The sequence below is a fragment of the Hoyosella sp. YIM 151337 genome, assembly GCF_026041215.1.
In the GTDB taxonomy this organism is placed as follows: Bacteria; Actinomycetota; Actinomycetes; order Mycobacteriales; family Mycobacteriaceae; genus Hoyosella.
Genome location: NZ_JAPEIQ010000026.1, coordinates 198,345 through 210,281, shown reverse-complemented (window position 1 = coordinate 210,281; position 11,937 = coordinate 198,345). Strand labels below are relative to the sequence as shown.

Genomic DNA, 11,937 nt, shown 5'->3' with positions numbered 1-11,937 from the left:
TATACTGGTGTTTGCGTCCCGGGGTTCTCAAGACGGCGTGCCACTGCTCGACATGGTGGGCGCACGCGGGCTCGTCGATTCGTACCTCGGATACCGCAGGGCGGGGTACCCACCGGGACTTTCATAGAGGGCTGCCGTCGCGTCACATGACGTTCATCGTCAGCATAGGTGCGCGACCTTCGCCGAACCTGATTGGGTGATCGTTGGCCCAGGATCCGGGCCGGTGACGCTGCCTGAATTTCAGGCCATGCAGAAATCTGGCGAACTGACACACTCAGAAATGATGTTTCGCGTCGGCCCTCGTGCCGACATACGCCGATCCGCCGGAACCGACGCCACAGTAAGTTTCGGGCGCGTAGACACTTCGGACCCGCCGTGCCGACAATCCCGGGGTTCTCACTCGCCAACCGGGACAATAGCGGCACACAGTGGGAGAGGGGAAGAATGTCAGCGGACATTGCCGCCATCACCGGCGCGGCGCATGCGCAGATGCTTGGCCTGGGGGTTTGCCGCCCGCGACGCGTCGTACCCAACGTCGATCTGACCAGTGCGATCGACTCTTCTGACGAGTGGATCCAGACCCGGTCTGGCATCCGTCAGCGGCGCTTCGCCGAAGCCGCGGAAAACGTGATCACAATGGGTGTAAGCGCAGGCCAGCGGGCTATTAGTGCGAGCGGGATCGGCGTGGGCGACATCGACTGCGTGATCATGGCGACCTCGACTCACCTGTATCAAACGCCTGCGGCCGCACCACAAGTTGCTCACCAATTGAACATCCGGGGAGCGGCTGCGTTCGATGTCTCAGCTGGATGTGCCGGGTTCTGCCATGCGCTCGCGCTCGCCGCCGACATGGTGCGGGCAGGCAGTGCGGGCCATGTACTTGTCATTGGCGCGGAGAAGCTCAGCGACAACATGGACCCGACTGACCGGTCAACCGCGTTCATCTTCGCGGACGGTGCGGGCGCTGTGGTTGTTGGCCCGTCACGTACTCCGAAGATCGGGCCCGTCGTCTGGGGGTCTGACGGCTCACAAAGCCACGCGATACGCCAGGAGCCGAGCTGGGGCGAATTCCGCAGCGATCCCACAATCGAGCGCCCCGCCGTCCGTATGGAAGGAACCGCAGTGTTCCGGTGGGCGCCCTTCACGATGGCTCCGGTCGCCCGCAAAGCACTCGACAAAGCCGGTGTCACGATCGATCAGCTCGACGCGTTTATCCCGCACCAGGCGAACATGCGGATCACGGAGGCGATGGCGCGCAGCCTCAAGATCCCGGCCCACGTCGCTATCGCACGGGACATCACCGAGGCTGGCAACACATCAGCCGCCTCGGTGCCACTGGCGATAGACACACTGATCCGCGGGGGTGAGGCACGGGCCGGCGGGATCGCGCTGCTGATTGCCTTCGGTGCTGGGTTGTCGTACGCGGCGCAGGTCGTGGCGCTGCCCGAAATTTGCAGTGATCTCCCGGTGCACAACTAGCGGGTGTAGCGAAACGCGTACGTCCGATACGGCAGTGCGAACTGCACCTTCCCCTGAATGGCAGGGTGCTCGGCGAGCAGGCGGTCGACTGCTGCGTCCACTCGGCGCTGCTCGGCGGGTATTGCGTTCAGGTAAGGGCTGCGGCTTCTCACGAGCCCCCGAATGGTTTCTGGTGTGACGACCCGATCCCAATCGGCCGTTTCGAGCCGGTCCAGACGAAAAGGCGCCGCGACGGCAGGGCCCGGCCCCAGGATAAGACTCTCAGCTGGGCTGCGGCCCATGACTTCCGTGAGCGCGCGCACCCATCCGGCCCCCTCGTTGCGAATGTTCCACACGAGAATTAAACAGCCGCCGCTGGTGAGTATGCGATCGGCTTCGCGCGATGCGGCGGTCACGTCCACCCAATGCCATGCCTGGCCGAACACCACGGCGCGTGCCGACGCATCAGGAAGCGGCATTGATTCAGCGCTGCCCTCTAACACCGTCAGTTGCGGTGATGCTCGCCGCAACTGCTGCCGCATCAACGGATCAGGCTCGACGGCGACGACCTCGTGCCCTAGCCCGAGGAGCACGCGGGTCAGCAGGCCGGTACCGGCGCCGCAGTCAACGACCGGACCGTCCGCCGTCTCAAGAACACGGTTGAGCAACTCTGGCGGATACGACGGCCGCGACTGGTCGTACAGCGCCGCTGCCTGGCCGAAACTTGTCGATGTGTGGTCGCTCATGGTGCCACCGTACGCCCGAAGCGTGCGGGTCAATTCCGCAAACGGTTGTCAACGCTCGCGCTCCACCGATTATCATCCGATCATGAAGAGCGCGCAGGAGCGCTGCCCAACGCCGATGGTGGTGCCCCATTGAGATGGCGAAAGCCTGAGCCGCTGCCTGAGCCACCCTCACCTGGCCGGGAAGCCATAGGGCGCGCCATTGACCGCGCGTTCGAACCCGTCCGTCACGCAGCTGAAAACGCTGCGGCACAAGCAGTTTCGGATACAGCGGGGTTCATCGCAGATGACGTTGCGGGCCTCGTGATCGATAGTCCTGTCTTCGCGGCGTCGGTACGTGCGGCAGCGCTGACCATCGCGAGTCCCGTCGGCCGAACCGCCACGAAGGCAGCGTTTTTCGCTTCCGGCACCCCCGTGGGCCGTGCAGCGAAGGACGTCGCGGGCATTGTGGCAGCGAGCCCCATCGCGCGCCGCGTCGACCGGGCAGCGAAAGAGACTATCGGCGGCGCGCTCGTCAACGACGCGACACACGCCGCTCTGGGCGTGGTTGTCGATGCCGCGCTTGATGCGACGGTCGATGTCGCCGTACCTATGCTTGTGGAAGCCGGTATCAACGCGGCTTTCGAGGCAGTGAAAGCCGGTGCACTGCACGGTGCTTCAACGGTCGGGCGCGGGCATGAATCCGTCACGGATGCGGTCAGTTTCGCGACCGGCAATCGATTAACGACGGGGGCACAGAGGTTTGTGGCGAAAGCGGTGGCGCTGACCGCCCGGCGGGCGGGTGCTGTGGTGGTTGCCCCGATTCTCCGCCGTGCGGCGGAACAGGCACGCGGTGACATCGTGCGTACAGTCACCGGTGAGGTGATCGTCGAGATCCCCGTTGCGATGACGCACTCTGTCGTCGTAACTCTGGGGGAGATCATCGAATCAAATGGCAAGCGCCGCATCGAGATCGAGCAATTGCTTCGTGACGCGGTCGCCCGGTCAGTCGCTGATGTTGTCACCGCTGGTGTTCGCCCGGTCGCGGCGATGGCAGCCCACAAGGTCATCACGGGTGCTGTGGTCAGCGCGGCTATCCGGGCAGCTGTTGACGAAGCGATGTCGGCTCTGCGTGCAACGACCCATGCCGCGACGGATACGCCCGGCCGGATTCGCCGCTGGTTCGGCAGGCAACGCGACTGAACCATCACATGTGTGCACACAAGCTCGCCCGTCAGGAGCGGCGGGGCTCACCCCGGTAGGTGCCGAAGGACCACAGGTTTCCCTCGGGGTCGGCCGCGACGAAAGCGCGATTGCCATAGTCTTCATCACGCAGTTCACGGACAATCCGAGCACCTCCGGTTTTGGCCCGCTCGTAGAGCGCGTCCACGTTCACGGTGACGATGTAACAGCTCGCGGCGCCAGCAGGGCGGGCGTAATCGTCCGTGGGCTCGTTGTCGCCCAGCATGATTCCGCCGCCTTGTGGCCAGTCGAGCTGCGCATGAATGACGGTATCGCCCTCGGTGTAGACGGCAGTTTCTTCAAAGCCGAAGGTGGTGACAAGCCAGTCGATGAGGCTGCGTGCATGACGCGCCTGCAGACACGGCCAGACTGTCATCACCGGAGCTTCTGTTGACGTGTTCATAAGCTGAGTGTGCTCCGGACGACGAGGTGCGGGCTTGGAAAAAGCGGAACGCTCAGTTGATGCCCGGGTCTTCGTCATAGAAGCGGAACCACACGGTGTCCGCGGGCGACTCCTTCGTGAGGAAGACGGAGTGCATCCCCTCAGGCACTGGGTAGCTCCCTTCGGGCGGGGTTGCCTGCGCGCCGTAGCAGCCGATCGGTATCCCCGTAAATGATGCTTGGCCACGGTGATCCGTGACGCCCTCGAAGGTGTGCGTGTACGTGATGTCGAGCGGGATGTCGCGCGATTCAGGGTTGCATGCGGACGCACGCCTGATCGTGACGGGCATACCCGGCACTGGTGCTCCGGTCAGCGTTTTGGACTCGACGATTACTGTTCCCGATTGAGCGGCACTGTTCGCAGGCGGCACCGGGACCTCGGGTTCCGGAGCCTGGGGTTCGGGAGCGTGGGGTTCGGGAGCCTGGGGTTCGGGGGCATCAGCGGTCGCTTCGACGGTAGATTCGGGCGCGTGCGCCGTAGTGGTTGTGGCGTCCGCGCTGGCCAATTCATCGGTGCCGGTCGTGCACGCAACGGTGCCGAATGCGAGTAGGCATGCCGCGAACGTGACTGCTCGCCGACTGGAGAAGCGCATAGATAGTCCTCACGTGTGGATACGACGGTGTTCCACTCGTGAAATCTCCCGAACGGTGAACAATGTTGCGGCGCCGCGACATATGTTACCCAGCCGTTATTGGCATGCCCCCAGAACTGTGGGCATTTACTGCTTGATGAGGTCGGCCCCTTTGATAACGGTTCCCGTGCCGAGCAATTGGGAATCAGCTTTCATCAGCGGGCTAAGTAACCGCGCTACTACTGGACCGATCCGCGGAAGTGCCGCTTGTGCACTTTCCGCAGAATCCCACAAGTTGACTGTCGCCTGTTTGCCGTCGCCGACGTCCACGATGAGGCTGCCGATGAAGCCGGGTTGTTCGCCGTGGATGCGGTCAAATTCAGCGACATCGGCCGCGCTTGATGTGAGTTTGTCGGTGTCGAAATGGTTAAGCCGGACCACGGCGTACATGCGAGACCTCCCGAAACTGGTAGACCGTCAGAGTAGTGGACACGCGCAGCGAGCGCCCGGAAAGATTTTTTTCGGAGCTGTGTCGAGAATCAGAGCGCGCATTCGATGCGTTGGTGACGGCGCACCATGGGGTGTCCGCGAACAGAGAGTGGAGAACGCGATGCGATTCATGTCAATAGTCCGGGCAAATGAAGCAAACCTGCCGGGACCTCCGCCACCGGAGCTTTTCGAGGCGATGGACAAGCTTGCGCGTGAAGAACGAGCCAGCGGCACGCTTGTCGACGACGGGGGCTTGTATCCGGGGGAGGAAGCGGCGATTGTCACGCTTGCTGGCGGCAAGATCAGTGCGGTCGACGGCCCTTACGCCGAAGCGAAAGAGGTGATCGGCGGGTACGCCATTGTCGATGTCCGCTCCCGGGAGGAGGCGGTCGAGGTGGCCCGCCGATTCCTGCAGGTGCACAAAGACGCGTGGCCAGGCTGGGAAGGGACCTGCGAGGTACGTCAGGTGTATGAACCCGAGGGCCCTGTGGACGGGTGCTCAGCGCCGCGTACGTGACGGCATCCGGTTGTCGCGAGCTGTTACCGCGTGGTCTGATTCAACGATGACGGATCAGACCACGCGGGCTGCCGTCGAAGCCGTCTGGCGACTGGAATCGACGCGTCTTATCGCCGGGCTCGTGGGCGTTGTCCGCGATCTGGCGATCGCGGAGGACCTTGCACAAGACGCGTTACTGGCTGCGCTGGACCAATGGCCACACGAAGGTGTACCGCCGAATCCGGGAGCGTGGCTGATGACGGTCGCGAAACGGCGGGCGCTCGACATGTTCCGGCGCAGTGAGCGGCGTCAGCAGATTTACGCAACTGTTGGTCGTTCGATCCCGATGCATCTGGATGTCGACATGACGGACGCGGTCGATCGGGTCGAGGACGACGTCCTGCGCTTGATGTTCATTTGTTGTCACCCGGCTTTGACGCCCGAGGCGCAAACGACGCTCACGCTCAAGATGATTGCTGGGCTCTCGTCGCGCGAGATTGCGCGTGCGTACCTCACATCAGAGTCCACTATCGCGCAGCGTCTGGTTCGCGCCAAACGCACCCTGACGGCGGCGGGCGCGGCGCTGGAAGAGCCGAAAGGTGCGGAGCGGGAAGAACGGCTGACCGCCGTGCTCGCTGCGGTGTACCTGCTCTTCAACGAGGGATACTCAGCGACGGCTGGAGACATGTGGACGCGGCCGTTGCTATGCAAGGAGGCGCTGCGGCTCGGGCGGATCCTGACCGCCGTCTCCCCTGGTGAACCGGAGGTGTTTGGGCTGACGGCTTTAATGGAGTTTCAGTCGTCGCGGCTGCAGGCACGAACCCGTCCTGACGGCACGCCGATTTTGCTCGACGAGCAGGATCGGTCGACGTGGGACTACGCGCACATCAGGCGCGGCCTCGCGGCGCTCGATCAAGCGGCTGCTGGCGGAAACCCTGGTGCGTACGTGCTGCAGGCTGCGATCGCCGCGCACCATGCGCGGTCAGCGTCAGCCGGAGAGACCGACTGGGCAGCGATCGCTGTGTTGTACGAACAACTGGGCCGGGTGTCACCTTCGCCGATAGTCGAGCTGAATCGAGCAGTGGCTGTAGCGCGCGCGCATGGTCCGCAGGCGGGCCTGGCCGTGCTCGACCGGATCGGTGATGCGCCTGCGTTACGTGGATACCATCTGCTGCCTGCTGTTCGGGCTGATTTTCTGGCGGCGCTGGGACGCACCGATGAGGCTGAAGCTGAACTGCTGCGGGCGGCGCAAATGACGGCGAACGAGCAGGAGCGTGCAATGCTGCGCACCCGCGCTGAAAGACTCGGCGAAAATAAATGAGTAAGAAACGAGATTTCGGGGTACACGCATCGGGTCGGGCGCAAGCCGCGCGAGTGTGAGGAACCGGAATGGATAACACCACGATCGCAGTTATTGTCATCGCCATTGTCGCAGTCCTTGTCATTGCCGCTCTCATTGCGGTTTTTATGCGGACTCGCTCAGATCGGCGGCGGCAGAAAGCGCAGAAGCTTCGGCGCGAGGCCGTAGAACATAAACATGATCTCGCAGAACGAGAGGCAGCGGCCGAGGCGGCGCAAGCAAGGGCGCAGCAAGCGAAGGCCGAAGCTGATGCGAGGGCAGCGGAGGCCGCGCGTTTGCGCCAGAAAGCTACTGACGACGTTTCGGAAGTGAATCGGGAGCGCGAGGAGGTTCGCCGCGAATTTGAGCGGGCGGCTGAACTTGATCCAGACGCATCCAAGCGACCACCTGCGGCGCCGCCTTCGGGTACGCAGAATCAGCCAGGCGGCGCGCACCGTGCTGGACGACGTGGTGATTTAGGCCGCGGATGAGGTGAAGACCCGCATCAGGGCGTTCAGGAGGTCAGTTTTCGAACGTTCCGCCTGGTGCGGGTCTCGCATGTGCGACAGCCAAATCGAGGCGTGATTGATGGTGCCGTGCAGGCACTGGAGGGCAGCGTCGATATTCTCGCAGTCGAGTTCTCCAGCGTTGACGCCAGCGCTGACGACGTCACGAAATACGGCGTCATGGCGGCGGCGCATCGATTTGCGAGCTTCGTCGTGCATAGCCGGCCAGGATGTTTGCCAGGAGAAAATAGTGCCGACTTCGGGGAACTGGTCAGTCAGGAGCCTGAGCTGTTCTGTCATGAGAGCGCGCAACCGCTCGTGGTGTGAAGCAGTGGACGTAGCGTCGAGGACGCTGGTCAGGCACGTGAGAACGCCAGTGGTCAGTGCCTCCAGCGCGGCGGAAACTAGCTCGTCCTTACTGGCGAAATAGTGGTAGAGGGTTGGCTTCGCGATGTCCGCACGTTCGGCGACATCATCAAGGCTCATTCCTTGGTAGCCGTTGGTAGCCAGCAGGGCGATCGCGGCGTTGACAATTTCCGATTTGCGGCGCTCACGGCGGCGCGACAGTCGGGATTGGCTCTGCTCCGTCGCGGCGGGACTGCCAAGACCCGGATGTGGGCTCACCAGATTTCTCCTCGGCTGCGGCGCTGGCAATTGGTGCGAACTTACCACGGCTGAATCCCTCCAGATGATTTTTCGACTCTAGGGTTGAAAAACAGAATGAGCGGTCGTAACGTCGAGGTGTGCGAAACGAGGGTGCGAGCAAGAACTGTTACTTTCTTCGGCTAGACGATCACCGCTACCGGCCAACTGAGCTGACGAGCGGTGCCTGGTCGACGAGCGAGCAGCACATCAGTCCGGTCATCGGTCTGATGGTTCACGCCGTCGAACGCTTCCTTGCGCAGCGTGCACCTGACGACCTCCACATTGCGCGCATCAGTGCCGATATCCTCGGGGTGCTGCCCATTGAGGACTTCGAGATCTCTGTCGACATTGTTCGAGCGGGGCGCACGATTGAACTGCTCGAGGCGACGGTCGTGGCTGGAGGGCGCGCCGCTGTGCGTGCGCGCTTCTGGCGACTCTCTGCGCAGGACACCAGCACAGTGGCCGGCGGGGCAGAGCAAGCGCCCGCCACGCCCGAAGCCATGCCATCGTGGCGGATGGCTGACGTGTGGCCCGGTGGCTTCATCGGCTCGCTCGACGTGCGAGCTGCCGCGCCACCGGTACCTGGCCGAACGACGGCGTGGGTAACAAGCGACGTTCCGCTCGTCGGTAATGAATCCGCAAGTACCCTCGCACAATTCATTGGCTTTGTTGACACGGCGAACGGTATTTCGGTGCGCGAGTCGCCACAGGAGTGGATGTTCCCCAATCTTGACCTGACCATTCATCTATTCCGGCAGCCACGCGGACGATGGGTCGGCCTGGAGACGACAGTTGTGTTCGGTGCCAGCGGGCACGGTACGACGACAGCTGGTCTATTTGACGTTGACGGGCAGGTCGGATACGCCAGCCAGATCCTCACCGTACGCAGTCTGCAGCCCGCGCGAGTGTAGGGGACGGGCGTTATGTGCTCGTGGTGCGGACAATCTTCAGTTCGGCCCCGGCGTCGCGTATCGCGCGCTGCTCGGCCATCGGGATGCGGTCGTCACCGATCACGAGGTCAAAATCCGTGAGTGCGGTGAGTGCGTAGAGGCCTTCCCGGCGAAACTTCGTGTGATCGACTAGCAGTACCCTGCGCGAGGCAGACTGCAGCATCGCGCGCTTGACCTGCACAGTTTCTTGGGACTGGTGGTAGCAGCGGCCGCGCGAGATTGCAGTCGTCGACATGAACAACGTATCGGCACGTACCTTGGCAACCCCCTCGGCAGTGTAGAGGCCGAGAAACGCCTCGTACGCGGGGAAGTATTCGCCACCCAGAGCGATCAGCGTGATGCCGGGGGTGCCGGCATGCATGGTGATCAGGGGCTGGAAATTGGTGATCAGCGTGAGCGGCGTCCGTTCGGGGAGATGCTGTGCGAGATGAAGACACGTTGTGCTCTCGTCCACCATGATGGTTTGCCCAGGGACAACGAGGTCAAGCGCGGCCTTCGCAAGCGCCTGCTTGATCTCCGATTTCGCCGCCATGCGCTCGCTCACGTTGCCGTGAAAAACGCTGGAGGGCAATGATGTTGCGCCGCCACGGACTTTGCGGAGCCAGCCCTGGGCCTGCAGGGTGTCGAGATCGCGGTGAATCGTCATGATGCTGACGCCGAACTCGCCCGCCAGGTCGCGGGCACGTACGAAACCTTCGCCTATGACGCGTTCGCGGATGCGGTCCCGGCGCTGCCCCTGTCCCGCACTGGCTTCTTCGTCGTTCATTCGGCCCTCGGCATCATCACGTTATTTTAACTCGGTCATCACAGCATTGGACTAGTTAATTGCCAGCATGCTGCGATAACGCATCGCGTTTTTCACATCACAGGCACCTAACTTCACGTTTGCTTTCGCAGATCTGTTGGCTGGGTCACAGTCAGAGATGTCTCCTATCAGTAGCCCTTCCCGGCCGGACACAACCGGCTTGGAGGCGAGGAAATGGAGAGAGACATGACTACTTCAGTTGGTCTGCCGGGCCCAGACACTGAGCCCCGCCACTCATGGGCAGACCGGTTCGGGATGCCAAGAGCTCTACTTTGGGGCTACGTCGGACTTCTGATCTTTATGATTGGTGACGGTGTCGAAGCCGGGTACTTGTCACCGTTCATGATGGAGCGCGGCCTGTCTGGAGAGCAGGTCGCACTGATGTGGACACTTTACGGCGTCACCGTGGGTATCGCGGCCTGGCTGTCCGGCGCGTTATCGGACTTGTGGGGGCCGCGCAAGGTGATGTGGCTGGGCCTCGGTATCTGGGCAGCGCTACAGGTGTTGCTCCTTGCTGTCGCGATTCCGACGATGAACTTCACACTCATTCTCATCGCGTTTGGCCTTCGCGGCTTCGGATACCCGCTCTTCGCGTACGGCTTCCTCGTATGGATTGCGGCGGCTACTCCGCAGCGGCGCCTCGGTACCGCGGTCGGGTGGTTCTGGTTCGCGTTTACTGGTGGTCTGCCGACGCTCGGTGCCCTCGTCGCGGCAGGCATGATTCCGCTCGTCGGCGAGTACGAGACCCTGTGGTTTGCCCTCATTCTCATCATCGTCGGCGGTTTGCTCGCACTGCTCGCTGTGCGCGAGCGAACTGGCTTCCACCGGCTTGCACCTACAGGGGAGCACCCAGTCAAAACTCTGCTTGGCAGCGTGTCGATCCTATGGCGCAACCCGCGCATCGGCGCCGGTGCAATTGTCCGCACAATCAACACGGCACCACAATTCGGGTTCCTCGTGTTCCTGCCGACCTTCTTCACCGAGACAATAGGCTTCACGCTCAGTGAATGGCTCAGGCTACTCACCGTGATGTTCGCCGTGAACATCATCTTCAATCTCATCTTCGGCGTCGTTGGCGATAAAGTCGGCTGGCGCACCACGGTCTGCTGGTTCGGCGGAATTGGGTCCGCGATCAGCATCCTGCTGCTCTACTACGTTCCAGTTGCCGCAGGTGCCAACTACGCACTGGCGCTGCTCGTCGCAGGTCTCTACGGTGCAACACTCGCCGGTTACGTTCCGCTTTCCGCGCTCATGCCCTCGCTCGCGCCGCAACACAAGGGGCAGGCGATGGCCGCGCTCAACCTCGGTGCTGGCGCCAGCGTCATGGTCGGACCGGCTATCGCGGGACTATTCCTCGGCCTAATCGGCGTGCAAGGCGTCATGCTGATCTTCGCTGGGCTGTACGTCGTCAGCGCCATCTTGGTTCTCTTCCTGAAACTTCCAGGTGAGGAGTCCGCTCGTGCGGAAACCGATGGCAGCCCAGTTGGTCACCTGGCATCGATGGCGGGCGGCAGCGTCCTTGGTCACCCGATCATGCTGCGCCGTCCGAGCCCAGAAGACCGTGTCGACGCGATCTTCTTCGACATCGGCGGAACGATTTACGATGACGACTGCTTCGCGCAGGCATTACTCAAAGGCGTGCACGAGATGAACCCCGACGTCCTCGATGCCGAGTTCTGGGCCGCCTACGACGCGCACCGGCAGTACGCTAAGGGGTCGCTGCGGAGCACAATTGCGGAGCGATTCACCGCAGGCCGACGTGCCGAACTCGTCCAGCGTGCCCGAGTGCATTGGGAGTATCCAGAAAAGGCGCTGTACCCGGACGTCAAGCCGGTCCTGACGGCCCTCGCCCAGCAGTACACACTCGGCATCATTGCTAACAGCCGCGACAACGTACTCGACGCGCTGGAGCGCGACGGCCTGCGTGACCTCTTCACGGTGACAGCGCTCGCTGAACATGTGGGAGCCGAAAAGCCCGAGCGCCGCATCTTCCAGCATGCGCTCGCGCTGGCTGGTGTCCCCGCCGATCGTGCGGTGTACGTCGGAAACCGGCTCGACGCCGATATCCGGCCGGCCCAGTCGCTCGGAATGCGTGCGGTCTGGATGCTCCGTGGTGAGGCGCCGCCCGCACCGACCGAACGTCAGCTATCTGAACCGGACGCAGTGATCAGCTCGCTGACCGGACTGCCGCTCGTGCTGGAGCGCTTCGCAGGCCGGGAGCCTATGCCTCCCAGCTCAATTCCGTTCGCGCCATCGGAGAAGGTCTAAGGAG

The 11,937-nt window shown here is 62.8% G+C and carries 13 protein-coding genes; 7 read left to right on the top strand and 6 right to left on the bottom strand.

Going from position 1 to position 11,937, the window contains the following annotated elements; all coding sequences use genetic code 11:
* Positions 1-444 precede the first annotated feature (444 nt).
* On the top strand, positions 445-1,479 hold the full coding sequence (locus ONR57_RS13515) for a beta-ketoacyl-ACP synthase III (protein ID WP_265124030.1): 1,035 nt from the start codon (positions 445-447) through the stop codon (positions 1,477-1,479).
* Here the strand turns inward: ONR57_RS13515 and ONR57_RS13510 are convergent.
* Positions 1,476-2,204, bottom strand: a complete 729-nt coding sequence (locus ONR57_RS13510) for a class I SAM-dependent methyltransferase (protein WP_265124029.1) — start codon at positions 2,202-2,204, stop codon at positions 1,476-1,478. The genes ONR57_RS13515 and ONR57_RS13510 overlap by 4 nt on opposite strands.
* A 129-nt stretch (positions 2,205-2,333) precedes the next feature.
* On the opposite strand from ONR57_RS13510, the gene ONR57_RS13505 reads away from it, so the two are divergent.
* Positions 2,334-3,383 (top strand): hypothetical protein, encoded by a 1,050-nt coding sequence (locus ONR57_RS13505; RefSeq protein ID WP_265124028.1) that lies wholly within the window; start codon positions 2,334-2,336, stop codon positions 3,381-3,383.
* 31 nt (positions 3,384-3,414) lie between these two features.
* Here ONR57_RS13505 and ONR57_RS13500 read toward each other — a convergent pair whose 3' ends face one another.
* The 3 genes from ONR57_RS13500 to ONR57_RS13490 form a co-directional block, all read right to left on the bottom strand.
* Entirely contained in the window at positions 3,415-3,825 is a 411-nt protein-coding gene (locus tag ONR57_RS13500) for a VOC family protein (protein ID WP_265124027.1), read from the bottom strand.
* A gap of 52 nt (positions 3,826-3,877) precedes the next feature.
* Positions 3,878-4,456 carry a hypothetical protein gene (locus tag ONR57_RS13495; protein WP_265124026.1) on the bottom strand — a complete coding sequence of 193 codons (579 nt, stop codon included), beginning with the start codon at positions 4,454-4,456 and terminating at the stop codon, positions 3,878-3,880.
* A gap of 126 nt (positions 4,457-4,582) precedes the next feature.
* The gene (locus ONR57_RS13490) at positions 4,583-4,885 is read right to left on the bottom strand and encodes a hypothetical protein (RefSeq protein ID WP_265124025.1); all 303 of its coding nucleotides are present in this window, start codon (positions 4,883-4,885) and stop codon (positions 4,583-4,585) included.
* Positions 4,886-5,045: 160 nt separating this feature from the next.
* Here ONR57_RS13490 and ONR57_RS13485 point away from each other — a divergent pair, with 160 nt between their 5' ends.
* From ONR57_RS13485 to ONR57_RS13475, 3 genes are all read left to right on the top strand, one after another.
* On the top strand, positions 5,046-5,441 hold the full coding sequence (locus tag ONR57_RS13485; RefSeq protein WP_265124024.1) for a YciI family protein: 396 nt from the start codon (positions 5,046-5,048) through the stop codon (positions 5,439-5,441).
* A 46-nt stretch (positions 5,442-5,487) separates the two neighbouring features.
* Positions 5,488-6,741: an RNA polymerase sigma factor gene (locus tag ONR57_RS13480; protein WP_265124023.1), complete on the top strand. Its 1,254-nt coding sequence runs from the start codon at positions 5,488-5,490 to the stop codon at positions 6,739-6,741.
* 68 nt (positions 6,742-6,809) lie between these two features.
* A complete protein-coding gene (locus ONR57_RS13475; RefSeq protein ID WP_265124022.1) occupies positions 6,810-7,250 on the top strand; it encodes a hypothetical protein in 441 nt (146 codons plus the stop codon).
* Here the strand turns inward: ONR57_RS13475 and ONR57_RS13470 are convergent.
* Positions 7,236-7,889 (bottom strand): TetR/AcrR family transcriptional regulator, encoded by a 654-nt coding sequence (locus tag ONR57_RS13470; protein ID WP_265124021.1) that lies wholly within the window; start codon positions 7,887-7,889, stop codon positions 7,236-7,238. The genes ONR57_RS13475 and ONR57_RS13470 overlap by 15 nt on opposite strands.
* A 119-nt stretch (positions 7,890-8,008) precedes the next feature.
* On the opposite strand from ONR57_RS13470, the gene ONR57_RS13465 reads away from it, so the two are divergent.
* Positions 8,009-8,821 carry a thioesterase family protein gene (locus ONR57_RS13465; protein ID WP_265124020.1) on the top strand — a complete coding sequence of 271 codons (813 nt, stop codon included), beginning with the start codon at positions 8,009-8,011 and terminating at the stop codon, positions 8,819-8,821.
* Between the two features lie 10 nt (positions 8,822-8,831).
* Here the strand turns inward: ONR57_RS13465 and ONR57_RS13460 are convergent, their stop codons facing one another.
* Positions 8,832-9,626: a DeoR/GlpR family DNA-binding transcription regulator gene (locus tag ONR57_RS13460; RefSeq protein ID WP_265124019.1), complete on the bottom strand. Its 795-nt coding sequence runs from the start codon at positions 9,624-9,626 to the stop codon at positions 8,832-8,834.
* Positions 9,627-9,851: 225 nt separating this feature from the next.
* On the opposite strand from ONR57_RS13460, the gene ONR57_RS13455 reads away from it, so the two are divergent.
* Complete coding sequence (locus ONR57_RS13455; protein WP_265124018.1) at positions 9,852-11,933, top strand: RbtT/DalT/CsbX family MFS transporter; 2,082 nt, start codon at positions 9,852-9,854, stop codon at positions 11,931-11,933.
* Positions 11,934-11,937 lie beyond the last annotated feature (4 nt).

Bases quoted from the DNA above. Each gene is read 5' to 3' on its own strand.
- ONR57_RS13495 (WP_265124026.1), bottom strand. From the start codon at position 4,456: ATGCGCTTCTCCAGTCGGCGAGCAGTCACGTTCGCGGCATGCCTACTC.
- ONR57_RS13490 (WP_265124025.1), bottom strand. From the start codon at position 4,885: ATGTACGCCGTGGTCCGGCTTAACCATTTCGACACCGACAAACTCACA.
- ONR57_RS13475 (WP_265124022.1), top strand. From the start codon at position 6,810: ATGGATAACACCACGATCGCAGTTATTGTCATCGCCATTGTCGCAGTC.
- ONR57_RS13460 (WP_265124019.1), bottom strand. From the start codon at position 9,626: ATGAACGACGAAGAAGCCAGTGCGGGACAGGGGCAGCGCCGGGACCGC.
- ONR57_RS13485 (WP_265124024.1), top strand. From the start codon at position 5,046: ATGCGATTCATGTCAATAGTCCGGGCAAATGAAGCAAACCTGCCGGGA.
- ONR57_RS13480 (WP_265124023.1), top strand. From the start codon at position 5,488: ATGACGGATCAGACCACGCGGGCTGCCGTCGAAGCCGTCTGGCGACTG.
- ONR57_RS13455 (WP_265124018.1), top strand. From the start codon at position 9,852: ATGACTACTTCAGTTGGTCTGCCGGGCCCAGACACTGAGCCCCGCCAC.
- ONR57_RS13510 (WP_265124029.1), bottom strand. From the start codon at position 2,204: ATGAGCGACCACACATCGACAAGTTTCGGCCAGGCAGCGGCGCTGTAC.
- ONR57_RS13500 (WP_265124027.1), bottom strand. From the start codon at position 3,825: ATGAACACGTCAACAGAAGCTCCGGTGATGACAGTCTGGCCGTGTCTG.
- ONR57_RS13515 (WP_265124030.1), top strand. From the start codon at position 445: ATGTCAGCGGACATTGCCGCCATCACCGGCGCGGCGCATGCGCAGATG.